This is a genomic window from Paenibacillus sp. J31P316 (assembly GCF_056269105.1).
In genome coordinates this window covers 25,696-49,142 of the sequence record NZ_JBWDNI010000027.1, presented here as the reverse complement: position 1 = coordinate 49,142, position 23,447 = coordinate 25,696, and the positions used below count along the sequence as shown (strand labels likewise).

The following is a 23,447-nucleotide window of genomic DNA, read 5'->3' as shown; positions in this document are numbered from 1 at the left end:
ACTTACAGCTAAGTGATAAACAGCAAAGAGGAAAGCGGTTCAAAACACACAGCACAACAACCGCTATTGCCAGTGCAGTCCACGAGCACACCAAAAGCAAACGGCAAACATCAGAACAGCAAACAGCAAGACAACCAGCAGAGTAAAGTACGAACAGTTCACGCAGCAGCACCACCGCACGGTATCTACAGGTTTCCTGTTTATACAATATAATTCAGAGATTCATATGGGAGGGTTTGCAACATGCAACAAGGGATTTCGAAGAAAGTATCGATGGCTCTTTCGCTAGTGCTTCTGACAGGAATGCTGGCGGCTTGCGGCAATGACGGCAACAACGGGAACAACGCAGCCAACAACGGTAACGCTGCGACGAACGGCGCCTCGAATACGAATGCGGATGCGAACGCGAATGACGGGAAAGACGCGGCGGAAGATCTGTCTCCGATTACGTTCTCCTACTTCAGCGAAGACCCGAACCCGAACTGGAACAACATGCAGGACGAAGTATCCAAGGAAATCACGAAGAAAACAGGCGTTACGCTCGACGCTGAATTCGCGGTAGGCGACCCTGCGCAGAAGGTTGCGCTGATCGCGACGAGCGGCGAATATCCCGACATCATCGCGGCGAAAGGCGACATCGGCAAGCTGGTAGACGCCGGCGCCGTGCTCGATCTGACCGATCTGATCGATAAATACGCACCGAACATCAAGAAAGTGCTCGGCGATTACATGGTACGCGCCAAATACACGAATGACGATCAAGCCATCTACGCGATCCCGACATGGGCAGCCGCGGACGAGCAGCGTTTCGTCGCCGGCGGCGGCTTCGAGCTGCAGCACCGCGTCGTGAAAGAAGCGGGCTATCCGGAGATCCGTACGGTACAGGATTACGAGAAGGTCATGAAGGACTACCTGGCCAAGCACCCGACGGACGAGAACGGCAACAAAAACATCGGCCTGTCCCTGAACGCCGACGACTGGCATATGTACATCTCCGTCACGAACCCGGCATTCCTGACGACGGGCGGCTCCGATGACGGCGAATACTTCATCAACCAAGACACGAACGAAGTGACGTACCACTTCCGCCGTCCGGAAGAGAAGGAATATTTCCGCTGGCTGAACCACATGAACGCCGAAGGTTTGCTCGACCAAGAAAGCTTCGTGCAAAAATACGATCAGTACAAATCCAAAGTCGCTACGGGCCGCGTGCTCGGCTTGATCGATCAGGACTGGGATTACAACGACGCGCAGCAAGCGCTGAAGACGGCCGGCAAATTCGACCAAACGTACGGTCACTATCCGGTTACGCTGACGAAGGACTTCAAGGACACGTCGTTCTGGCCAACGGGCTTCATGGGCGGTTACGGCATCGCGATCTCCAGCACGTGCAAGGATCCTGTCCGCGCGATCAAGTTCCTGGATTACCTGGCTTCCGACGAAGGCCAAATCCTGAACAACTGGGGTATCGAAGGCAAGCACTACGTCATGGAGGACGGCAAACGCGTCGTTCCGAAGGAAGTACAAGACCGCATCAACAATGACAACACGGCATTCACGAAAGAAACCGGCATCGGCTTCTACTGGAACATCATGGCGCATTACGGCGACGGTGCCAAAGATCCATCCGGCAACTACTACACGAAGAACTTCCCTGAGCAGCTGGTCAACGGCTACAGCGACGTCGAGAAGGAAACATTGGCCGCCTACAAAGCGACGACTTGGAAGGATCTGTTCCCGAAAGAGGACGAATTCAAGGTCAAATCGTACGGCGCGGCATGGAACATTTCCATTCCCGGCGAAGACGACGTGACGATCCTCGGTCAGAAGATGCGCGACATTACGTGGAAACGCGTTCCGGAAGCCATTCTGGCGAAGCCGGCCGATTTCGACAAAGTATGGGATTCGTATATGGAAGAGCTCAAGAAAGCCGGCGTCGAGAAAATGGAAGACGGCTACGAGAAGTACGTGAAGGACCGCGTGGAACTGTGGAGCGCGAAATAATTCATAACTAACGCAAAGAGCCCGGACAGCCGTCCGGGCTCTTGATGTTGAGGAACCGCTGCCTTTCAAGGGAGATCGGCTAGCGGCGGAAACTGTCAATCATGCAACGTGAATTCGCGATGACGTCTAACGGTTGCCAGCGATGCTAATTCAGCAAAAGTGCAGCTCAATAAACGCTAACGGTTCTGACTGACGTTATGGGGCGTAGAGGAGCCGATTTGCACGGAAAAATCTCGCAATAAGCCTCCTGACAACCATCCGCTTATAAAAATGGACATTTTGAGCCGTTTAGGCTTCCTTACAACCGTTAGCTGTCGTGCATGTTTATCGAAGATACGAATGCGCCTATTCGCCTTGATGTCGGTTATTTGCAAAAAGATGGCGCTTTCAAACAAAGACAAGGCATCCAAACCGCCTTTATACTGAGGAGTAAGATGCACCTACAGGGAGCGATGCAAATGACCGCAAAAGAAACGCTGCGCGCGCAGTACGACGAACAAGGCTACGTTCAAGTGCCGAATGTACTGGACGAAGCGCTCATCGGCGAGACGAGGGAACACCTGGATTGGCTGGCTGCGAAATACCCGGATCTCCGTCCGGAGCAGTACCATTCCGACCTGATGGGAAAAGATCCGTTCTGGCATCGGCTGATCAGCGACGATCGGCTGCTGGATATCGCGGAAGCATTTATCGGGCCGGATATCGCGTTGTTCGCCACGCATTATATCAGCAAGCCGGCCTATGACGGCCAGCCTGTGCTGTGGCATCAAGACGGAAGCTATTGGCCGCTGGAGCCGATGGACGTCGTGACGCTGTGGTTGGCGGTGGACGATTCCGTCCCCGAGAACGGCTGCATGCGCGTCATTCCCGGTACGCAGCATATGGACCTGCAGCAGATGATCGCCCGTAACGACGTGGCGAACGTGCTGGGCTCGGCGATCGACACGTCGCTGGTGGACGAATCGTCGGCCGTCGATATCATCCTGCCGGCCGGCAGCGTCTCCGTGCATCATCCCAACGTGATTCACGGGTCAAACGCGAACCTGTCGCCGATGCGCCGCGCCGGTCTTACGATTCGTTATATCCCGACTTCGACGCGCATCAAGGTGACGCCGTGGCATAGCGGTTTTCTGCTGAGAGGCGAGCCGGTGGAGGGGATTAACGAATACTTGTCCAAGCCAAAGTTCGTCTCTGGCGAACACATGCCGTTCAGAGGCAGCGAAGCGTATCGGTAATGCGCCGCAACGTTTGAATCAGCTCTAACATGGAGCAGCACCGTCCGTTAGAAGCGCTCGCAAGAACCGATCATGAGACCGCCATAAGAACCGTCCTCCATGCACTTCGGTGCAGGGGACGGTTCTTTGCGTTGCAGGTTTGTCGGCCAAGAAGACGCAGTAAATAGCAGCCGTTGGGACATATGTCCTTCACTGCGGGCGCCGAAGTATCTTTTAATAAAAGGAGAAGTTATGATCAAGGAGTGAATCGTTCGTGAAAGGCATTCTATTCGCCTGCTTCGGCGGCGTCTTCATCGCGCTGCAGGGAGCGGCCAATTCGCGCATCAGCGAAGGAATCGGCACTTGGCAAACGGCTGCGCTCACGCAATTGACCGGTTTCGTCGCGGCGCTGATCATCACGCTCATCGTTCGGGACAGAAGCTGGCGCAGCCTGAAGCAAGTCAAGCCGTTGTATCTATCGAGCGGCGCCTTTGGAGCGCTGATTATATTCGGAAATGTAGCCGCGATGCACCGGGTCGGAGCCGCCGTTACCATATCCGCGGTGATGATCGCCCAGCTGCTGCTGACCTTCTTCATCGACAGCCGCGGATGGTTCGGCCTTGCGAAGCTTAAGGTGAAGCCGCCGCAGTTCATCGGGATCGGGATAATGGCAGCCGGCGTGGTCATACTAGGGCTGAATTAGGCGTTGCATGGGAAGGGCTGGCACGGGATCGGGCAGGAAAGCCGAAAGGGGAAAAGGTCGTGAACGAGATTCAGGACAGCGGACAGCTCGAGCATTATTTGCAGCTGGATCAGCTGCGGAACGTATTCCATGAAGCGCTGCGGCCGCATATGTCGCTCAATCACTATAATCAGGGAGAGCTGATCTGCTCCCAAGGCGATCCGTCTCATACGCTGCATGTCCTCGTGAAGGGGAAGATCAAGATCTATACCGACTCCGCCGAAGGACGAACGCTCATCCTCTCGTTCAAGACGCCGGTCGACACGATCGGCGACATTGAATACGTGCAGGATGCCGCGATTCTCAACACGGTCGAAGCGGTCTCGTCCGTTCAGATGATTAGCATTCCCTATAAGCGGCTGCGCAGTCATGCCGGCGATCATGCGCCTTTTTTGCAATTTTTGTTAACGAATATCTCGCGCAAGTTCTATGCCAAATCGTTGTCGATGAGCTTCAATCTGATGCAGCCCGTCGAGGTGCGGCTGGCTAGTTATCTGCTCTCCGTTGCATTCGCGGATGCGGATCCGGAATCGAATGGCTATTTACGGACAGCCGGCCTGCGGGATGCGGCGCACTTGATCGGAACCAGCTACCGGCATGTGAACCGGGTCCTCGGCCAATTCGCCGCGGACGGTCTGATCGAGCGGACGAAGGGCATGATCCACGTCAAGGATAGAGCCGGCTTAAGCATACGCGCCAATCATAATATTTACGAAGCACAGACTGAATAAGAAGGGAGAGGGAACCATGCTGCAAGGCTTCATCATCGCGCTTATCGCGGGCTCATTGGTCAGCCTGCAGACGATTTTCAATAGTAAGGTGAACGGACAAGCGGGATCTTGGGTAACGACGACGCTCGTCTTGGGTTTGGGGTTTGCGGCTTCCTTGACGCTTGGAATGATTCTGGAAGGCCAGCAGATGTTTAATCTGGCGCACGCGAAAATATGGTTCTTCTTCAGCGGCTTGATCGGGGTCGGCGTGGTCACTTGTCTCATGCAGGGCATTAAGCGGCTAGGGCCGACGGTTGCCGTCTCGCTCTCGCTCGCCTCGCAGCTCGTCTGTGCGCTGGTACTCGATTCGCAGGGTTGGCTGGGCTTGACGAAGGTCGAGCTCACCCCCGGACGGCTCATCGGCGTGGTCGTCATTGTCGCCGGCATGCTGGTGTTCAAGCTTGGAGGCGGACGTCGGACGGACAAAGGTAAAGCGGCACTCGGCGGAGCCGTCCAAGAGAAAACAATCGTGGATGCCGGCCGTCCCGCAGGAGTTGCCAGTTCCAATGGAGAAGCTGTATAAGGTAAAAGGGTGCTTCCGGCGTCGGGCCTTTCCCGGCTTGCCGGAAGCGGATGCTTAGTCCACGTACAGAACGAGAGGAGCTTGTAGTCATGACTAAATTAACGGCGTCCGTGGTGGGCGGCGGGCAAGGCGGTCAGTTGAGCATGAAAGCGCTTGCGGATTCAGATCGATTCGAGCTGAAGGCCGTTGCCGATTTGCGGCCGGACATCTGCGAGCAGTTGAAAGCAAAATACCCGGATATTCAAACGTTTACCGACCATCGCGAAATGCTGGCTGCATGTCCGACGGAGGTCGTCTGCGTCAGCACGTTTCCGCCTTCGCACGAGGAGGTCGCGATGGACGCGCTGAAGCTGCCGTTGAAAGGAATTCTCGTAGAGAAGCCGCTCGGTCATACCGTCGCATCCGGCCGCGCGATTCTGCAGGCGATCCAAAGCCGCGGGATTCCGATGACGGTGCCGCACGGCATGTTGACGAAGGCTACCCAGGTCGAAATTATCGGCAGGGTGCGCGGAGGGGAGATCGGCGAGCTCAAGCTGGTCGAAATCCAGAGCGCGAAATGGGACATTATCAACGCCGGCATCCACTGGCTGAACTTCTTCGTGCAGCTGACCGGCAACGAGCCGCTCGCGTACGTGATGGCACAGGCAGACACGAGCACGCGCACGTACCGGGACGGCATGCAGGTGGAGACGGTGGCCGTTACATACGCTCAGACGAAGAGCGGAATCCGCGTCGTCATGATAACGGGCGACGACGTTCAGATCAATCGCGAAGGCAAGGAAACGCTGTTCCGCATCGTAGGAACGAAGGGAACGATCGAATTTTGGGGCTGGGAGGACGGATATATGTTGTTGAACGGGACACATCCGGGGGGCGAGATGATCCTGCCGGAAGAATATGCTGTCATTGGTCATCGGCGTCTTCTTGAGGCGCTGGCCGACGATATCGAGCGGGGCACGGCCGATTACGGCCTCGCGGAGAGCTCGCTGGCTGCGCTTGAAATCGTCGAAGGGGCTTACTTGTCAGCGCGACACGGCTGTATGGTCACTTTCCCTGTCGATGCGTTCGAAACGCCATCGGCAGGCAGAGAATGGATTCCGGGCATCCCTTACTCCGGCACCGGCGGCGGCCGGAACGGGAGGCTGCTATGAGCGCGGTCAACTTCGGTATCGTCGGCGGCGGCTGGCGAACCGAATTTTTCCTGCGCATCGCCAAGGCGCTGCCCGAGCGCTTTCAGGTGACGGGCGTCGTCATCCGGAACGCGGAGAAAGGCACGGCCTTCGAACAGCAATGGAACGTCCCGACCTATCGTACCGTGGATGCGCTCCTTGACGGCGCGCCGCCTGCGTTCGTCGTCGTCAGCGTGCCGCGGAAGGTCGCCCCGTCCATTATGCTGGAGCTGTCCCTGCGCGATGTGCCCGTGCTCTGCGAGACGCCGCCGGCCGAGACGCTGGAGGAGATGATCTCGCTGTATCGGCAGACGGCCGGACGAGGGCGGATCCAGGTGGCGGAACAGTACGCGTTTCAGCCTAATCATGCCGGTCGCCTGGCGATCGTCCGTTCCGGCCGGCTCGGCCGCGTGACGCAGGCGCAGGTGTCGGCCGCGCATGATTATCACGGCATCAGCCTGATGCGCAGATACTTGGATATCGGCTTCGAGAATGCAATCATTCGCGCTTCGGCGTTCGTATCTCCGATCGTGGAGGGATCGGGCCGCTCGGGTCCGCCGCAGGAAAACCGCATCGTCGAGTCCAGCCAAGTGATGGCCGCCTTTGATTTCGGCGATCGATACGGGGCGTACGATTTTACAGGGGACCAATATTTCTCCTGGATTCGTTCGCCGCGCCTGCTCGTGAGAGGAGAGCGGGGAGAAATCAATAATTTCGACGTCCGTTACCTGCACGATCATCTGACGCCGGTTCATGTGCAGCTCGCCCGTCAGCAGGCGGGACTGGACGGCAATCTGGAAGGCTTTTATCTGAAAGGCTTGCATTGCGGCGAACAGGTCGTGTATACGAATGCCACCGCTCCGGCGCGGCTGACCGATGACGAAATCGCCGTGGCGACTTGCCTGGAGCGAATGGCGGAGTACGCCTCCGGCGGTCCGGATTTCTATAGTCTGGCGGAAGCCTGCCAGGATCATTATTTGGCGCTTGCGATGCAGCAATCGCTTCGTTCCGGCGAAGCGGTGAAGACCGAGACGCAGTGCTGGGCGGAGTGAAGATGGCCGCAGGCGGCATGGATAGACGTGGAAGTTGACAAGACGATCCATGTCTACTAAAGTGAATGTATCGATTCATCCATGATCCAGCGATGAAGGGATTCAGTAGTGTTCAGCTCATGCTTCCAGAGAGCCGGCGGATGGTGCAAGCCGGTACTTGATTGAACGCGAATTACCTCCCCGAGCTTCTTGTCCCGAACCCGCGCGCGTCGCGGAAGGGAGAGACGGCCGTCCGCCGATACCGGACAGAGTGGAATATGCGCTTGCGTATTCAATTAGGGTGGTACCGCGATGACTCGTCCCTGTCTATGACAGGGGCGGGTCTTTTTAGTTTGCAACTACAGGAGGATATGGAAATGGCACAAGACATCGTAACCAGCCAAGCGGCTTTATTGGAGGATTTGGAGTACAGGGGGCTGATTCATCAGGTCACCGATCGCGAGGGATTGAGCGGCAAGCTGCAGGATGAGCGCGTCTTGCTGTACTGCGGATTCGATCCGACCGCGGACAGCCTGCATATCGGGAGCTTGCTTCCCATTCTGATGCTGCGCCGGTTCCAGAACGCCGGTCACGTTCCGATCGCGTTGGTCGGCGGCGGCACGGGCTTGATCGGAGATCCGAGCGGCCGTTCGACGGAGCGTTCGCTGAATACGGCGGATACGGTAGCGGAATGGACGAACAGCTTGAAGCGGCAGCTGTCCAACTTCCTGGATTTCGAAGCGGAGCACAATCCGGCCAAGCTCGTGAGCAACTATGATTGGATTTCGCAGCTTGACGTGATCTCCTTCCTCCGCGACGTAGGCAAACATTTCACGGTCAACTACATGCTGGCGAAGGACTCGGTCGATTCGCGTCTGTCGAACGGCATCTCGTTTACCGAGTTCAGCTACATGATTTTGCAAGCCTACGACTTCCTGAAGCTGCGTCAAGATCACGGCTGCGCGCTCCAAATCGGCGGCAGCGACCAGTGGGGCAACATCACGGCAGGTCTGGATCTCATCGGAAAAATGGGCGAATCCGGCGCGTTCGGATTGACCATGCCGCTCGTTACGAAGAGCGACGGCAAGAAATTCGGCAAATCCGAGTCCGGCGCGATCTGGCTCGATCGGAACAAAACGTCGGTGTACCACTTCTACCAGTTCTGGATGAACACGGACGACAGCGACGTCGTCAAGTTCCTGAAGTACTTCACGTTCCTGACGCCGCCGCAAATCGAAGAACTGGAAAATGAACTCAAGGAACGTCCGGAGAAGCGCGCGGCCCAGCGCGAGCTTGCCCGCCAAGTGACGCGGCTCGTGCATGGCGAAGAAGCCGTGGAGAGCGCGGAGAAGATCACGCTGGCGCTGTTCTCCGGCGATATTACGAAGCTGACGGAATCCGAACTCGTCGAAGCGCTGCAGGATCTGCCGACGACGGTCATTGCCGCGCAGGAAGAACGCCTTCTGATCGATCTGCTGATTGAAGCTGGGGCGGCTCCGTCCAAGCGTCAAGCGAAGCAGGACATCGAGAGCGGCGCCGTTTCCGTGAACGGCCAGAAGCAGGCGAGCCTGGAAGCCGTCATTCAAGCCGAGCACCGTTTGCATGGCAAATACGTCGTGCTGCGCCGCGGCAAAAAAAATTATTTCTTGGTTCGCTTCGAATAGCCCATAAACCCATCATGAGAAGGCTGCTGGCATCTAGTTCCGGCAGCCTTCGCTTTGTTCATAGGCACGATGAGGGAGAGTCAAACGTCAAACGATCATTTGGAGGACAGTCCGAATGGTTGACTGCTTGCACATTCCGGTTAGAAGAGGAGACAGCTATGAGCAATCGGCGCAAAGCCTTCGTAATTGCGTTCGCCGTCATTATCTTCGCGTTTATCTTCATTCGCGATTACGCCCGTACCCATTCCGACAAAGGCATTTTCGAGCGCGTTACGAATCGGGACGGCTATACATTGAACCTTCATGAAGAGCATGTGCCGTTCGCGATTACGATTCAGCCTGACTGGATCGCTTTTAAGCCCGATGAACGCAAGGGTCTGAAGCTGGACTTGCAGACCGTGCACGATACGACGATCGAGCTCGATAATGTGCTGAACCGAGATGACGATATTTATTTTAGTTTTCATTCGGACATCCGGATGCACGAGAAGAGCGGGGAATTCTTATATAACGGCGTGTTTAACGAAGACGGCACGTTCACGTCTCCTTCTTCGGGCGAAATTCGTTTGACCGACATGGAAGGGAACGAGATCAAGCTCGGCCAAACCGGATACGGACCGAATAGCGATTTCTCGTTCGGCATTCAAAAGGAAGACGTGGAACGAATCCGGAAGGGTTTCAAAGTGACGTATACGGGCTATCTTTTGTATGATTACGCGAAGCTGTAAGAGGGGGAATCAAGGTTGAACAATCCTATAGAAATCGTCAAACAAAGCTGGAATCAATGGGCGGAGACATGGTATCGGAAATACAGAACAGAAGAAGCTAAATCCAAAATCATTGCAGCTCCGGAATCCGTATTTCACCTTGCGGCAAACAATGGGGCAGGTTGCTGATCGGACGAGTGGCTTCATGTATTGATAACCGTCCTGACTCAAGGCTGTTGTGTTGTCTTATCGAGAACGGCCGAATAGCTCGGCAGAAATGATTCAAAACATCGACAAATGTGTATGATCATTAGTGCGGGCGATATCGAAGCATAAGAATGGAAATATAGATATTGGGGTCATCAGGAGGGTAAACGGCATGCAGGATGTGGATGTTGTCGGTCAACAATCGGTTTACGAGCATGTGTTCAAACATGCGCCGATCGGAATCGCGCTCGTATCGGTTCAAGGCGAGTGGATCGGCCTTAATCCGGCGGTATGTAACATATTAGGCTTCACGGAAGAAGAATTAAAGAACCGGCCTGCAACGGAATTTATCCACTCGGACGATGCCGTCATCAATGCGCTGCTGCTTCAGGAACTTTACGAAGGCGTCACGCAGCCCTTCAAAGTCGAGAAACAATTCAAGCATAGGAACGGACGGAACCTTTGGCTTTCGCTGCATGTATCGCTTGTCCGCGACGAGAACGACGGCAGACCGCTCTATTATATTACGCAGGTGCTCGACATTACGAGCAGCAAGGCGATGGAGCTGAAGCTGCAGGAGAGCATCGAGCGATATACCTCGCTTAAGAAGTACAATCACGATGCAATCGTATCCTTCAGCCTGGATGGCAAGGTTATTAACGGAAACATGATGGCAGAACGGCTGACGGGGTATAAAATAGCGCAATTGATCGGCATGAATATCGCGGAATTGATCGGCAAGGCCAATTTGCAAAACGTACTCTCGGCTAATGAGGATTACGCGGCCGTGGAGAGCGAGATCAACGCGATTCGGCACAAGGAAGGCCACCAGGTGGAAGTGCTGGCGACGGTAGCGCCGATCATTATCCACGGCAAGAACGTTGGCTTCTACTTGATCGCCAAGGATATGACGGAGCAGAAAAGGCTGATCGTCGAGAAGGAAGCCGCCGTGAAAACGAATAAGGCGAAGAGCGATTTTCTGGCGATGATGAGCCACGAAATTCGGACGCCGATGAATGGCGTGATCGGCATGACCGACCTTCTCATGCAAACCGACCTGGACGAGGAGCAAAACGAGTTTATTCAAATCATCAAGAAAAGCGGCACCACGCTGCTGGCGATCATTAACGACATTCTCGACTTCTCCAAGATCGAGTCGGGAAAATCGGAGATCGTGGAAGAAGCGTTTAATGTCAGGGCGACCTTGTCCGACACGCTTAACGTGATTTTGCCGAAGGCGCTGGAGAAGAATCTGGAGCTGAACACCTCCGTCTCGCCTAACGTGCCGACGATGGTGCTGGGCGACGTGACGAAGCTCAGGCAGGTGCTGATGAATCTGCTCAGCAACGCGATCAAGTTTACGCCCAATGGAGCGGTCTCGATAGCCGTCTATTGCGACTCGGTCGAAGAAGAGAGGATCCATCTTCGTTTCGCGATCAGGGATACCGGCTTGGGGGTTGAACCGGACAAGGTCGTCCACCTGTTCGATCCGTTCTACCAAGTCGACTATTTCATGACGCGCAAGTTCGAAGGGACGGGTCTCGGGCTTGCGATCTGCAAGAAGCTCGTTCAGTTGATGGATGGTGAGATCTGGCACGAGCATAACGGGGAACAGGCGGGTTCGACGTTCGTATTCACCGGGCAGTTCAAGACCGTGCCTCACTCGGGAGGCTCGCATAACGTGGAGACGGAGGAAGAGCTCCCGGATAATCCGCTTCGTATCTTGATCGCCGAGGATAATGAAGTCAATCAGATGGTGATCAAAAAAATGATCGAAAAGCTCGGTTACAATTCGACCGTCGTCGCGAACGGCGCGGATGCGATCGAGGCGGTCAACCGCCATCCGTACGATATTATTTTCATGGACATCCAGATGCCGTTATTGGATGGGCTCCAGGCGACGCGGATGATCAAGGAAACCTTGTCGCCCGAGACAGCTCCGCTGATCGTTGCGGTCACGGCGCATGCGGTCAAAGGCGACCGGGAGAAATACATCGCCGCAGGCATGGACGACTACATCAGCAAGCCGATTCAGATGAAATCCGTCTCGGAGATTATCGCGAAGTGCGTGGAGAAAAAGACTACGGGTTAAGCAGAAGCAGCCGGGGCGATGGATTTCAGTCTCCTGCTTGAGTGATGATAACGTTCGATTCAAACAAAAAGGAGCTATCCAAGAAGCATGCGCTTCGAGGAGAGCTCTTTTTGATGCAGCGAGCAAGCTTTCAATGGCGGGGGGAATTGGCGTGAGCCGGTAGCCGCAGCCAACAAGTGCAAATAAAAGCCGCACCGCTCCATTCCTCCCGGTCGGCGTTCCAACTACACTCTAAGCGAGGTGATTGCCATGCGGGACATTCATTACCGCCACTACCAAACAATCGATTACGAGAAGCTCGTTCGGCTATGGACGGAGTCCGGTCTGGAGCAGCGACCGGGAGACGACGAAGCTTCGCTTGCTCGTAAATTGGAGCGCGACCCTGAGCTGTTCCTGATCGCGTTTCATGGCGATACCGTCGTAGGTTCGATCATCGGGGCCTTCGACGGACGGAGAGGCTGGATCTATCATCTGACGGTACGGCCTGAATTCCGCAGGCAGTCGATCGCCGCCGAACTGCTTCGGCGCGTTGAAGACGCCTTGACCGCGCTCGGTTGTCCGCTGGTTTATTTAATGGTCGATCCCGAGAATGCGGGCGCGATCCGCTTATACGAGAAGACGCGGTATTCGACCATCAGCTATCAGCTGATGGGCAAAGCCTTGCCCGAGTAAACAACTCTCCTAGTCAAGACCGCGGGCCGCCTGCGCGGAATTCCCGAGGGGAGAAACCGGTATGCTTGCGGAAGATGCGATTGAAGAAGCTGATGTCGCCGAAGCCGGTTTCGTGCGCGATGTCGAGCACTTTTTTGTCGGAGGTCCGGAGGAGGGTAGACGCATGCCGAATTTGCACGGTATGCTTGTAATCAAGCAGACTCATGCCGGCGGCTTCCTTGAATTTGGCCGTGAACGACGAGACGCTCATGCCGCTCAGGCGGCTTAGCTGCTGCAAGGTCAGCGGCTGATAGTAGTGCTGGTCCACGTAATGGATGATGGAGTCCATCCAGGCGCGGTCGCTGACGCTGGGACGCAGCTCGGAGTCGCGGTTTTCCTGATGGAACCGGCTCAGCCAGACGAGGCATTCGATCCAGCGGGTCTTGATGACGAGCTGATAGCCTTCGCGGCGCTGCGTGAACTCCTCGTAAATCGTTTGCAAATGCGATTGGATGTGGACCTTTTGCGCAGGCTGCAGAGGATGATAAGGCACGAAGGAATGGCTTTTCCGCAGAAAAGGCACCAGATAGAAGAAGTTGATGAAGGACGGCATCTGCTGCAGCACTTCCATTTCCCGCTGCAGAAAAGCCGCGTCGAACAGCACGTTGTACACGATCGCGTCTTTGTCCGGCGCGCAAGTGTAGCTGTGATAGACGTTCGGCTCCACGACGAAGACATCTCCGGCTGCAAGCTGGTATGAGTTACCGGACATTTCATGAAGCGCGCTGCCTTCCACGACGAATACGAGCTCGATAAAATCATGCGTATGCGACGGAATATATTCGTTCTTCCGAATGGTGTAACGGTCGATGAAGAACGGAAAGTCGTCCTGGTTAAAGAACATATCGCCTTTATAAATCGTCATGAACAGTATCCATCCTCCGGTCCGGTGAGATAGGATGATTATGGCACGGCGCAGAACAGTTGTCTATTCGGATTCCGATGACAGCCGCCCGGCTGAATGGGAAGATAGAGGAGCGGAATGAAGATGGAGCAAATCGTGAAACCGGCAGTGGCCGCCTACTTGGAACGGATCGCTTACGAGGGACCGGCGGACGGGAGCGCGGAGATGCTGGCCCGGCTGCAGCAAGCGCATCTGTTGGCGGTACCCTATGAAAATTTGGATATTTTGAACGGCGTGCCGCTGTCGCTGGAGCCTGAGCGCTTATGGGACAAGATCGTCCTGAGGCGCCGCGGCGGCTACTGCTTCGAACTGAACGCGATGTTCAGCTGGCTGCTGCAGGAGCTGGGCTTCCCCGTCACGAACCTCGTGGCGCGGTTTTGGCGGGATGAGACGATCTTTCCGCCCAAGCGGCGGCATCACGTGCTGAAGGTGGAAGCGGAAGGCCGGACGTATCTATGCGATGTCGGCGTCGGCGGAAGCGTTCCGCGGCGTCCGCTGCTGCTGGAGGACGGGCTGGAGCAGCGGCAGGGAGAGGAAGCGTACCGCCTTGACCGGGACGCCGCATACGGGTGGTTCTTGAGCGAGCGGAAGAAAGGCGAATGGGGCCGCGTCTATTCCTTCACGGAAGAGCCTCAGTTGGCCGACGATTATGTGTTCGCCAGTTATTGGTGCCAATATGCGCCTGAATCGCCGTTTCGAACGGAAGCGAAGCTGGCGATTTGCACGCCGGAAGGCCGCAATACCGGCGTCGGCGGCGAAATCCGCCTATTCCGGAACGGAAGCGTGACCGTGCTCACGCCGTCGACGCAAGCCGAATACGACGAGGCGCTGGCAGCTCATTTCGGCATCGTGATTCCGAAAGCGGACAGCGACTGAAACTAGGGTTGAAGCTGGAACTGACTAACCGCCTATTTGGAATCGAACGCGATGAACGCATACGGCCCGGGTCTCCATAACGAGACCCGGGCCGTTCTTTTTTTCTTATGCTTTCACTTTGCGGGCGTACATCACCGCTCGGAAGAAGATGGCCAGAAGCGCAAGCAGGCAGGCGATGAACAGCAGCGTGCGTCCGTTATGATGGACGTAAGTCTTGACGCTCTCCCAGCGTTCGCCGAGCATATAGCCGATGTAAACGAACAAGGTGCTCCACGCGAGCGCGCCCGCGTAGGCGTAGAGCAGGAACGTTCGGAGCTTGAAGCGCGACATGCCGGCCATATACGCGGTCACGTGGCGAAAGCCGGGGACGAAGAAGCCGACGAACAGCAGCACTTTTCCATAGCGGTTCATCCAGCCCTGCGCGCGTTCGATCTTGGCGGACGAGAGGTGGATGCGGGGGCCGTATTTGAGCAGAAACGGCAGCCCGAGGCGGTTGCCGATCACGTAGCTGGCGGTAATGCCGATCGCGGCACCGAGAAATGCGCTTAAGACGACCAGCGGCGCCAGGAGCCTGCCTTCGCCGACGAGATAGCCCGAATAGGTGAGCAGCGCTTCGTCCGGTACGGGAACGCCGACGATGCCGAGCGCGAGAGCCAAGGTCAGTCCGATATAGCCATAGCGCATGATGAGCAGCTCTAAGAGGTTTTCCAAGTGAGAGGCCTACTTTCTGCGGTTGAAATAAGAGTGAGAACGACCGAATGAACGATGAATATGCAAATTCGACATGATTGTTATATGAAAATGTTGTTGTTTTATATTTCTTCCCATATCGGAATGGACTATACTAGGGACGAATTCATTCTAATGTTAAAGGTGGCTATCGAATTGACTCGTAAATTGCGTTGGGGCGTCATCGGCTGTGCCGGCATTGCCGTCCATTCCGTCATTCCAGGTACCAAGCTTTCCGAAACCGGAGAAGTGACAGCGATTGCAAGCCGCGATCTTGCCAAAGCCGAAGAAACGGCAGCTAAGCTTGGAATAGCGAAAGCCTATGGAAGTTATGAAGAAATTTTGGCGGATCAAGAGATTGACGCCATTTATATTCCGCTGCCGAACCACCTGCATATGGAGTGGTCGATCCGTGCGATGGAAGCGGGCAAGCATGTCCTCTGCGAGAAGCCGATCGCGTTGAACGCGGAAGAAGCTCAGCGGATGGCGGATGCGGCAGAGAAGAACGGCGTGCACCTTGCCGAAGCGTTCATGTACCGCAATCATCCCCGTTATGAAGAGATCAAATCGATCATCGACTCCGGCGAAATCGGCGAAATCCGCGGCATTCACGGCGCGTTCACGTTCAACAACGCCGGCGATGCCAAGAACGTTCGTTACCGTAAAGAGTGGGGCGGCGGCTCGTTGTATGACGTTGGCTGCTATCCGATCAGCGCGGCAAGATTGATCTTGGGCGCGGAGCCCGAAGCGGCTACGGTTCATGCCCTGATCTCCCCCGAGCATGACAATGTCGACATGATGGCATCCGGAATTCTGGAATTCCCGAACAACGTCGCGTTGACGTTCGATTGCGGCATGTGGGCGGCGTTCCGCAACACGCTTGAAGTACTCGGCACGGAAGGCCGCATCGAGGTGCCTTCCGCTTACATCGGCGATGCGGAGTATTATGTCTTCACCAAGGATGGCAAACGCGAAGTGAAGCAGCCGGCGTTGAACCAATATGCCCTGCAGGCGGATGCTTTTGCGCGCAACGTATGGGGCGAACAACCGGTGCGGTTCACGCCGGCCGATGCCGTCGCGAATATGAAAGTCATCGACGCCTGCCTGGAATCCGCGTATTCCCGCAAACGCGTAACACTATAAACAAACGAGAAGGAGTCAACATCCAATGAAACATATCGCACTTCCGGGTTTAAATCAAGGCGTCTCCCAACTGATCATGGGCTCCGATTATTTCGCGCCGGAGGTCTACGAGCTGGTCAGCGCGAATCTGGACGCTTTCACTGCAATTGGCGGCAACACGATTGATACCGCATACATCTATTACGGCGGCAAAAGCGAGCAGGCCATCGGCATGTGGATGGAGGAGCGGAAGAATCGCGCATCCATCAACGTATGGACGAAGGGCGGCCATCCGCATAAAGGCGAGCCGCAGGTGAACAAGAAGGCCATTTACGACGAGCTGATGGTCAGTTTGGAACGCCTTCGCACGGATTACATCGACGTGTACGCGCTTCACCGCGACGACACGAACGTACCGGTCGGCGAAATCGTGGAAATTCTGAACGAGCACATCGAAGCGGGCCGCATCCGCACGTTCGGCGGCTCCAACTGGACGACGGCGCGTCTGCAGGAAGCGAACGAATACGCGGCGGCGCACGGCCTGCGCGGCTTCGAGTTCAGCAGCCCGAACCTGAGCCTCGGAAAGGCGCAAGAACCGTACTGGGCAGACTGCATCAGCGTAGACGACGCGATTCTGTCCTGGCACGAGAATACCGAGCTGCCGCTCTTCTCCTGGTCTTCGCAGGCGCGCGGCTTCTTCACCGGCCGCTTTACGCCGGAGGATCGTTCGGACGCCGATCTCGTTCGCGTATTCTACAACGACGACAATTGGGAGCGTTACCGCCGCGCCGAGGAGCTCGGCAAGCAGAAGGGCTATTCCACGATTCAGATCGCGCTTGCTTACGTGCTGAATCAATCGTTCCCGACGGCGGCGATCATCGGCGCGCGCAATGAAGCGGAGATGAAATCCTGCCAGGAAGCAACGACCATTCCGCTCACGATGGAGGAAATCAAATGGCTGGATCTGAGAACGCGCTAATCGAACTTTGGCCGGAGGGCGCGCCTTACGCGGCCGGAACGACGGATGAAGACCGTCCCGCGCTGACGCCTTATCCGGTATCAGGCAGTAAAGGCGCGGTCATCGTATGTCCCGGCGGCGGCTACGGCATGCGGGCGGATCACGAAGGCGAGCCGATTGCCCTGTGGCTGAACGGCATCGGCATCAGCGCCTTCGTGCTGCGCTACCGCGTTGCGCCTTACCAGCATCCAAGTCCGCTGCTCGACGCGCAGCGGGCCATCCGCTACGTCCGGCTGCATGCCGCTGAATTCGGCATCGACGCGGAGAAGATCGGCATTCTCGGCTTCTCCGCCGGGGGCCACCTGGCATCGTCCGCAGCTACGCTGTACGATTCCGGAAGACTGGAAGCGGATGATCCGATCGATCGGATGTCTAGCCGGCCGAACGCGGCCATTCTCTGCTATCCGGTCATTTCGATGGGGCTCGTCGGACACGGGGGCTCGCGCGCGAATTTGCTCGGCGCCGATCCCGAACCTGCGCTGGTCGAGCGGATGAGCACCGAGCTCCAAGTGACGGCGGACACGCCGCCGACCTTCCTCTGGCATACGTCGGACGATGCCGCCGTGCCGGTGGAGAACGCCTTGCTGTTCGCGGCCGCGCTAAGCCGCGCAGGCGTTCCGTTCGATCTGCATGTGTACGAGAAGGGTCCGCACGGCATGGGTTTGGCCGAACGCGATCCGCATGTGGGGAACTGGACGACGGTTTGCGGACTGTGGCTGAAACGTTACGATTTCTAAAGGGGACAACCGTCCTGCGCAGTAATCCTTCCCGCCGTTTCGGCGGGGAGGATTTTCGTTGTCCGCAAGGAACAGGCAGTTTCATCCGACGGACGATTAATGGTATTATAGTTTCGCTATCCATATTATCGTTCACTCATATTAAAGGAGACGAATGACACATGAGCACGAATCAAGCTTATAAAGATACCTATCTGGGCGAGCCCGCCGTATTTCTGACATTCGGCCGTTACGAAGCCGTCCTGCTTCCGGAAGTCGGCGCCAATCTGATCGCGTTCCGCGACGCGGAGAACGGCTATGCGTTCCTGCATGAACCGACGCAGGACGAGATGGAAGCGTTCAAAGCGCGTCCGTTCATTCACGGCATCCCGGTGCTGTTTCCTCCGAACCGTTTCGAGGACGGCAAGTTTCCGTGGAACGGCCGCACGCTGACGTTCCCGGTCAACGAGCCGGCGACGGGCAACCATCTGCACGGCTTCGTGCACAGCGAGACGTTCACGGTCGAAGATTTCGGCACGACCGCGACCGAGAGCTACGTCGTTGCCGCGCTGAAAGTGGACGAGCAGAGCGAAGTGTACAGATACATGCCATTCCGCTTCACGCTGCGCCTGCGCTATGCGATCAGCGAGCAAGGGCTGGAGCAGCAATTCACGGTCATCAATGACGGCGAAGAAACGATGCCGTGTTTGTACGCCTTCCATACGTCGGTGAACGCGCCGTTCGTACCGGGTAATTCGGCGAAGGATTATCGTCTGAAGCTGACGATTGGCGATCGCTGGCAGTTAAGCGAACGCATGCTGCCGACAGGCGAATTCCAGCCGCTGACGCCGAACGAGCAGCTGATGAAGGGCGAAGGCGTCTATCCGTTCTTCGAATCGCTCGACAACCACTACACGGTCCAGCCGCAGAACGGCCGCAACCGGATGGAGCTGACGGATATGACAGCCGGTCTGACGCTCGTCTACGACGCAGGCACTTCCTACAAGCAGTGGATGATTTGGAATAACGCCGCGACGGAAGGCTTCTTCTGTCCGGAGCCGCAAATCAGTCTCGTGAATGCGCCGAACACGGATTTGCCGGCCGACGACATCGGTTTGTTCAGCCTCGCGCCGGGCGAGATCTGGCAGGAACGCGCGCGGATTTACGTGAAATAGAGGCGAATCGGCACAGAAGCTGAATCGGAAGCTAACGCCTATTGCCTGATGTTACGCCAGCAATACGCCAGCAATACAACAGCCCGCAGTGTGAAACGAGTCCCGTAAGGGGAGCCGTTCGCCGCTGCGGGCTGTTTGGCGTGGAGGTGCAGCACGGACTTCGTCTATTCACCTGAAGAACCGGAATTTACCCGGGGAAGCACCTCAGGCTTCGGTGCGTGAAGCTGACAGCAGCTTGGACGCTTCCTCGAGGATCAGCTTGTCCCGAAGCAGCATGAAGGACGTCGAATAGTCCGTGCAGGACGCGAGTCGTTCATTCATGGCATCCAGCGCCTGCTCCAGCGTCATCCAGCGGGTGGTCAGGCCCAGTTTCTTCTCATGCTCGGTGAGGTTCGTTTCGTAGGCTTGGCTGGCTCTTGCGATGAAGCAGTAGGACAACTGCAAATAATGATTCCGTTTCTTGTGCTCTTCGATATAACCGAGCGGGTGAAGGATTTCGGCATCGTAGCCGGTTTCCTCCCGAATTTCTCGCATGAAGGCCGCATCGGGCGTCTCCTTGTTCTCTACGCCTCCGCCGGGAAGCTTGTAGAGCGCCGATCTGGACACATACATCATCGCAACGTTCGCATGCTCATCCAACAAGACTCCGCGTGACGCATAGCGGTTTACGGCCGGGAGCAAAGCCGGATCTCCTCCCATAATATCCTGATCCGTAATTCTGTACAGCAGCTCCATATGAGTCCCCCCTAGTCGTAGCCAATCCGTCATTTATTTCATCATCGAATCATCCGGCAGCGGCCGCAGCGGCCCTTTGCGGATCGCGGAAGGCGCTTTGCTCCGCACTTTCTTGAACACGCGTCCAAAATACGTCATGTTGGAGAATCCGACGAGACTTGCGATCTCCGTGACGGGATAATCGGTATCGAGCAGCAGCCGCTCGGCTTCCTGAACGCGCAGCATATGCATGTATTCGATGAGGGTCTTGCCGGTAACGCTTTTGAAAATTTTGCAAAAATGGTTGGGGCTGAGATTGACCATCCGCGCGGCTTCGCCCACGCTGACCGTTTCCTGGTACCGCTCGCGCAGCGTTTGGAGCAGGTTCGAGAAATCATAGGGCTTCTGCGGCCGAGACGGCGATTGGGAAGTGCTCTGCTCCGCATACCGGAAGTAGAGGCCGAAGATCCGCAGCAGCTCGGCTTTCACGAGCAGCTCGTAACCGGGCTGCTTGTTCGTGAATTCGACGAGCAGGCGGGAGAAAGCGGCGTTCATCTCCTCGATATACGGAGCCGCCGTTCGCATCCAGGTGGGCCATTTCATCGGCTGGTTCAGATAGGGGACGAAATAGTGATGCTCCGTAATGTCGAGGCCGCTGCCTCGGACTAGCGCTTCGTTGAACACGATGCAAATGAGCTCCGTACCCGGCGCCAGCCTGACCGCGCCGTGCAGCTGCTTGGCATTCACGAAGGCGAGCTCGCCCTTGTCCAGCTGCTCGAAGGTGCCGTCCACTTGAACGCGCGCCTGGCCTTCGCGAACATATATCCATTCGATATGGTCATGCCAATGCGTACCGATTTCGCCGGGTACCGTAAACACGTTAATGGGGAAGGTGCGGTCGGGAATGAACGTATTTTCTTTCAACGGGCTGACCGTCAACTGGGCTCCTCCTCGGCGAAACGCACGATTTTACGATGATGGTTGGGAATTTCGTCAATGTCATCGTTTTCTTCAAAATAGAAACGTAAGATTGTACGAATATATCACAATTTCGATGCTAGTCTCAACGGTATTCTTTCAGTACGATTAGTTCAGTTCCATAAAGCGCTGAAAGGTGATGACATTCGCACATGCAAAACATACGCATTGGCACGTTGGTTAACGGAGGAACAGCAGATAAAATCATTCCGCAAATCATCCCGCACGGCTTCGAGTCGTTCGCTTTAACCTTCTGGCAGTCGACCGGCACGACGGATCTGTACGAGCTGGCCAAACGGGTTCGCGCAACGGTAGATGAGCATAACATCCCCATTTCTGCGATCGGCGTATTCGGCAACCCGCTTACGGGCGCAGGAGATAATGCAGACACCTTGGCGAGCTGGGAGCGTCTGATCGACGCAGCCGAAGCGTTCGGCACGAAGCTCATCAACGGCTTTACGGGCCGTATGCCCGGCAGCATCGACCAGTCCATGCCGCGGTTTGCCGAAGTGTTCGGCGAGCTTGCGCGGCGCGCGGAGTCGCGCGGCGTACGGCTGGCATTCGAGAACTGCGACATGGGCGGCACGTGGAGCAATGGCGAATGGAACGTCGCGCACAATCCGACGGCCTGGGAAATGATGTTCAACGCGGTTCCGTCGGATAGCATCGGGCTGCAGTGGGAGCCCTGCCATCAGATGGTCAGCTTGATCGATCCGATCCCTCAGCTTCGCAAGTGGGCGGCAACGGGGAAAATTTTCAACGTGCACGGCAAAGACGCCACGATTGCCTGGGACGTCGTGAAAGAATACGGCATTCACGGACCGCGCGAATTCGTCTGGCACCGGACGCCGGGCTTCGGCGATACGAACTGGACGGACATTATCTCCATCCTACGCCAATCGGGCTACGCGGGCAGCATCGATATCGAGGGCTGGCATGACCCGGTTTACAAGAACGAGCTGGAGATGACGGGCCAGGTCCATGGCTTGAATTATTTGAAACGCTGCCGCGGCGGCGACTTCGTGCCGAACCCGGCCGAATAGGGCGTACGGCTGGTTAATCGGCGGGCTTAGTGACTACTAGACTGCTCTCATTCTAAATCCAATTCCTAAAAGGAGCTTGAACAAACATGACGCATCGAATCATTGTCGCCGGCTGCGGCGGCATGGCGAATACGTGGGTGGACTACGCGCTGCAGCGGGAAAACGCGGAGATCGTCGGCTTGGTCGACATCTTCGAAGACAGCGCGAAAGCGATGGCCGAGCGCAAAGGGCTGAACGTGCCGACGTTTACGGATCTTGGCACGGCGCTTGCGGCGACGGGAGCCAATCTGGTGTTTGACGTCACGATTCCGGCGAGCCACAAGCTGATCGCCACCACGGCGATGAAAGCGGGCTGCAACGTATTCGGCGAGAAGCCGATGGCGGAATCGTTCGCGGACGCGAAGGAAATCGTCGAAGTCAGCCAAGCGACGGGCAAACGTTATTCCGTCATGCAAAACCGACGGTACCTGAAGCAAATTCGTTCCTTTCGGAACATCGTCGAATCCGAAGCGATCGGTACGGTCGGTTCCATTCATGCCGACTTCTTCCTTGGCGCGCATTTCGGAGGCTTTCGCGATGCAATGGACAACCCGCTGATCATCGATATGGCGATCCATACGTTCGACCAGGCGCGCTTTATTACGGGGGCGGATCCCGTATCCGTCTATTGCCACGAATACAACCCGCCGGGATCGTGGTACGCGGGCAATGCGTCGGCCATCTGCATCTTCGAGATGAGCGACGGCTCCGTCTTCTCCTACAACGGCTCGTGGTGCGCGGACGGCTTGAACACGTCGTGGGAATCGGAGTGGCGCTTGACCGGCAGCAATGGCGGAGCCAAATGGGATGGGCACGCCATGCCGCACGGCGAGAAGCTGAATCCGGAGAAGACGGAAGGCTTCACGCGCGAAATGCTCCCGTTCGAAGGCGAGCAGGGCTGGGAAGGCCGCGAAGGCCACTGGGGCTGTCTCGACGAGATGTTCGCGGCGCTCGAAGAAGGCCGCCCGGCCGAGACCGACTGCCTGGACAACATCAAGAGCGTCGCCATGGTATTCGGCGCCGTCGAGAGCGCGCGCACGGGGCAGAAGGTTATGCTGTAAGGAATGCGTTTACGTACGAAGCGCTCGCGCTTGTTCGTTTGTGCAGCAATTGCTTGCGCGTATGGAGCAACAGAACGAATCTAATGCAGAACAGAAATACGCTCGTGAATCGAAGGAGTTTGTCCTGACGGACAGGCTCCTTTTTGGCATGCGCGCAAACTCGGGGCGCCACGCGGGGCATCGTCTTCGAAAACCTTCAGAACCTCTTCAGAAAACCTTCAGAATTTCTCCAAGGGGG

Annotated in this window: 22 protein-coding genes and 1 other annotated feature; of the genes, 18 read left to right on the top strand and 4 right to left on the bottom strand. The window is 56.4% G+C overall.

From position 1 onward, the window contains the following. Window positions 1-243: 243 nt before the first annotated feature. From AC0YNU_RS32350 to AC0YNU_RS32300, 11 genes are all read left to right on the top strand, one after another. Window positions 244-2,004: an ABC transporter substrate-binding protein gene (locus AC0YNU_RS32350; RefSeq protein WP_475764065.1), complete on the top strand. Its 1,761-nt coding sequence runs from the start codon at window positions 244-246 to the stop codon at window positions 2,002-2,004. Between the two features lie 458 nt (window positions 2,005-2,462). Then, complete coding sequence (locus AC0YNU_RS32345) at window positions 2,463-3,239, top strand: phytanoyl-CoA dioxygenase family protein (protein ID WP_475764063.1); 777 nt, start codon at window positions 2,463-2,465, stop codon at window positions 3,237-3,239. Between the two features lie 253 nt (window positions 3,240-3,492). Continuing rightward, window positions 3,493-3,921 carry a DMT family transporter gene (locus AC0YNU_RS32340; protein ID WP_475764060.1) on the top strand — a complete coding sequence of 143 codons (429 nt, stop codon included), beginning with the start codon at window positions 3,493-3,495 and terminating at the stop codon, window positions 3,919-3,921. Window positions 3,922-3,980: 59 nt separating this feature from the next. Continuing rightward, the gene (locus tag AC0YNU_RS32335) at window positions 3,981-4,691 is read left to right on the top strand and encodes a Crp/Fnr family transcriptional regulator (protein WP_475764058.1); all 711 of its coding nucleotides are present in this window, start codon (window positions 3,981-3,983) and stop codon (window positions 4,689-4,691) included. Window positions 4,692-4,707: 16 nt separating this feature from the next. Then, window positions 4,708-5,253: a DMT family transporter gene (locus AC0YNU_RS32330; protein WP_475764056.1), complete on the top strand. Its 546-nt coding sequence runs from the start codon at window positions 4,708-4,710 to the stop codon at window positions 5,251-5,253. 89 nt (window positions 5,254-5,342) lie between these two features. Further along, window positions 5,343-6,404, top strand: a complete 1,062-nt coding sequence (locus tag AC0YNU_RS32325) for a Gfo/Idh/MocA family protein (RefSeq protein WP_475764054.1) — start codon at window positions 5,343-5,345, stop codon at window positions 6,402-6,404. Further along, entirely contained in the window at window positions 6,401-7,474 is a 1,074-nt protein-coding gene (locus tag AC0YNU_RS32320; protein WP_475764052.1) for a Gfo/Idh/MocA family protein, read from the top strand. The genes AC0YNU_RS32325 and AC0YNU_RS32320 overlap by 4 nt, the downstream gene beginning before the upstream one ends. A gap of 83 nt (window positions 7,475-7,557) precedes the next feature. Beyond that, window positions 7,558-7,781: a binding site (T-box leader), on the top strand. A gap of 49 nt (window positions 7,782-7,830) precedes the next feature. Continuing rightward, entirely contained in the window at window positions 7,831-9,117 is a 1,287-nt protein-coding gene (tyrS, locus tag AC0YNU_RS32315) for a tyrosine--tRNA ligase (protein ID WP_475764049.1), read from the top strand. A 158-nt stretch (window positions 9,118-9,275) separates the two neighbouring features. Next, complete coding sequence (locus AC0YNU_RS32310) at window positions 9,276-9,845, top strand: hypothetical protein (protein WP_475764047.1); 570 nt, start codon at window positions 9,276-9,278, stop codon at window positions 9,843-9,845. 358 nt (window positions 9,846-10,203) lie between these two features. Then, entirely contained in the window at window positions 10,204-12,123 is a 1,920-nt protein-coding gene (locus tag AC0YNU_RS32305; RefSeq protein ID WP_475764045.1) for a PAS domain S-box protein, read from the top strand. A gap of 249 nt (window positions 12,124-12,372) precedes the next feature. Continuing rightward, on the top strand, window positions 12,373-12,795 hold the full coding sequence (locus AC0YNU_RS32300) for a GNAT family N-acetyltransferase (RefSeq protein WP_475764043.1): 423 nt from the start codon (window positions 12,373-12,375) through the stop codon (window positions 12,793-12,795). Between the two features lie 13 nt (window positions 12,796-12,808). On the opposite strand, the gene AC0YNU_RS32295 is transcribed toward AC0YNU_RS32300, so the two are convergent. Next, window positions 12,809-13,699, bottom strand: coding sequence for an AraC family transcriptional regulator (locus AC0YNU_RS32295; RefSeq protein WP_475764041.1), 891 nt, complete (start codon window positions 13,697-13,699; stop codon window positions 12,809-12,811). Between the two features lie 117 nt (window positions 13,700-13,816). On the opposite strand from AC0YNU_RS32295, the gene AC0YNU_RS32290 reads away from it, so the two are divergent. After that, window positions 13,817-14,614, top strand: a complete 798-nt coding sequence (locus tag AC0YNU_RS32290; RefSeq protein WP_475764039.1) for an arylamine N-acetyltransferase family protein — start codon at window positions 13,817-13,819, stop codon at window positions 14,612-14,614. Window positions 14,615-14,719: 105 nt separating this feature from the next. Here AC0YNU_RS32290 and AC0YNU_RS32285 read toward each other — a convergent pair whose 3' ends face one another. After that, a complete protein-coding gene (locus AC0YNU_RS32285; RefSeq protein WP_475764036.1) occupies window positions 14,720-15,325 on the bottom strand; it encodes a DedA family protein in 606 nt (201 codons plus the stop codon). Window positions 15,326-15,499: 174 nt separating this feature from the next. On the opposite strand from AC0YNU_RS32285, the gene AC0YNU_RS32280 reads away from it, so the two are divergent. The 4 genes from AC0YNU_RS32280 (at window position 15,500) to AC0YNU_RS32265 (ending at window position 19,374) form a co-directional block, all read left to right on the top strand. Then, the gene (locus AC0YNU_RS32280; protein ID WP_475764034.1) at window positions 15,500-16,486 is read left to right on the top strand and encodes a Gfo/Idh/MocA family protein; all 987 of its coding nucleotides are present in this window, start codon (window positions 15,500-15,502) and stop codon (window positions 16,484-16,486) included. A gap of 25 nt (window positions 16,487-16,511) precedes the next feature. After that, the gene (locus AC0YNU_RS32275) at window positions 16,512-17,444 is read left to right on the top strand and encodes an aldo/keto reductase (RefSeq protein ID WP_475764032.1); all 933 of its coding nucleotides are present in this window, start codon (window positions 16,512-16,514) and stop codon (window positions 17,442-17,444) included. Continuing rightward, on the top strand, window positions 17,420-18,220 hold the full coding sequence (locus AC0YNU_RS32270) for an alpha/beta hydrolase (protein ID WP_475764030.1): 801 nt from the start codon (window positions 17,420-17,422) through the stop codon (window positions 18,218-18,220). The genes AC0YNU_RS32275 and AC0YNU_RS32270 overlap by 25 nt, the downstream gene beginning before the upstream one ends. 161 nt (window positions 18,221-18,381) lie before the next feature. Beyond that, on the top strand, window positions 18,382-19,374 hold the full coding sequence (locus AC0YNU_RS32265) for an aldose epimerase family protein (RefSeq protein ID WP_475764028.1): 993 nt from the start codon (window positions 18,382-18,384) through the stop codon (window positions 19,372-19,374). Window positions 19,375-19,578: 204 nt separating this feature from the next. On the opposite strand, the gene AC0YNU_RS32260 is transcribed toward AC0YNU_RS32265, so the two are convergent. Further along, window positions 19,579-20,109: an NUDIX hydrolase gene (locus AC0YNU_RS32260; protein WP_475764026.1), complete on the bottom strand. Its 531-nt coding sequence runs from the start codon at window positions 20,107-20,109 to the stop codon at window positions 19,579-19,581. Window positions 20,110-20,142: 33 nt separating this feature from the next. After that, on the bottom strand, window positions 20,143-21,027 hold the full coding sequence (locus AC0YNU_RS32255; protein WP_475764024.1) for an AraC family transcriptional regulator: 885 nt from the start codon (window positions 21,025-21,027) through the stop codon (window positions 20,143-20,145). Between the two features lie 191 nt (window positions 21,028-21,218). Here AC0YNU_RS32255 and AC0YNU_RS32250 point away from each other — a divergent pair, with 191 nt between their 5' ends. Next, window positions 21,219-22,109, top strand: coding sequence for a sugar phosphate isomerase/epimerase family protein (locus AC0YNU_RS32250; protein ID WP_475764021.1), 891 nt, complete (start codon window positions 21,219-21,221; stop codon window positions 22,107-22,109). 86 nt (window positions 22,110-22,195) lie between these two features. Further along, window positions 22,196-23,209, top strand: a complete 1,014-nt coding sequence (locus AC0YNU_RS32245) for a Gfo/Idh/MocA family protein (protein WP_475764019.1) — start codon at window positions 22,196-22,198, stop codon at window positions 23,207-23,209. Window positions 23,210-23,447: the final 238 nt, after the last annotated feature.

Coding starts and splice junctions, on each gene's coding strand:
- AC0YNU_RS32345 (WP_475764063.1), top strand. CDS start 2,463: ATGACCGCAAAAGAAACGCTGCGCGCGCAGTACGACGAACAAGGCTAC.
- AC0YNU_RS32250 (WP_475764021.1), top strand. CDS start 21,219: ATGCAAAACATACGCATTGGCACGTTGGTTAACGGAGGAACAGCAGAT.
- AC0YNU_RS32245 (WP_475764019.1), top strand. CDS start 22,196: ATGACGCATCGAATCATTGTCGCCGGCTGCGGCGGCATGGCGAATACG.
- AC0YNU_RS32305 (WP_475764045.1), top strand. CDS start 10,204: ATGCAGGATGTGGATGTTGTCGGTCAACAATCGGTTTACGAGCATGTG.
- AC0YNU_RS32275 (WP_475764032.1), top strand. CDS start 16,512: ATGAAACATATCGCACTTCCGGGTTTAAATCAAGGCGTCTCCCAACTG.
- AC0YNU_RS32330 (WP_475764056.1), top strand. CDS start 4,708: ATGCTGCAAGGCTTCATCATCGCGCTTATCGCGGGCTCATTGGTCAGC.
- AC0YNU_RS32350 (WP_475764065.1), top strand. CDS start 244: ATGCAACAAGGGATTTCGAAGAAAGTATCGATGGCTCTTTCGCTAGTG.
- tyrS (WP_475764049.1), top strand. CDS start 7,831: ATGGCACAAGACATCGTAACCAGCCAAGCGGCTTTATTGGAGGATTTG.
- AC0YNU_RS32320 (WP_475764052.1), top strand. CDS start 6,401: ATGAGCGCGGTCAACTTCGGTATCGTCGGCGGCGGCTGGCGAACCGAA.
- AC0YNU_RS32300 (WP_475764043.1), top strand. CDS start 12,373: ATGCGGGACATTCATTACCGCCACTACCAAACAATCGATTACGAGAAG.
- AC0YNU_RS32290 (WP_475764039.1), top strand. CDS start 13,817: ATGAAGATGGAGCAAATCGTGAAACCGGCAGTGGCCGCCTACTTGGAA.
- AC0YNU_RS32325 (WP_475764054.1), top strand. CDS start 5,343: ATGACTAAATTAACGGCGTCCGTGGTGGGCGGCGGGCAAGGCGGTCAG.
- AC0YNU_RS32295 (WP_475764041.1), bottom strand. CDS start 13,699: ATGACGATTTATAAAGGCGATATGTTCTTTAACCAGGACGACTTTCCG.
- AC0YNU_RS32270 (WP_475764030.1), top strand. CDS start 17,420: ATGGCTGGATCTGAGAACGCGCTAATCGAACTTTGGCCGGAGGGCGCG.
- AC0YNU_RS32260 (WP_475764026.1), bottom strand. CDS start 20,109: ATGGAGCTGCTGTACAGAATTACGGATCAGGATATTATGGGAGGAGAT.
- AC0YNU_RS32310 (WP_475764047.1), top strand. CDS start 9,276: ATGAGCAATCGGCGCAAAGCCTTCGTAATTGCGTTCGCCGTCATTATC.
- AC0YNU_RS32265 (WP_475764028.1), top strand. CDS start 18,382: ATGAGCACGAATCAAGCTTATAAAGATACCTATCTGGGCGAGCCCGCC.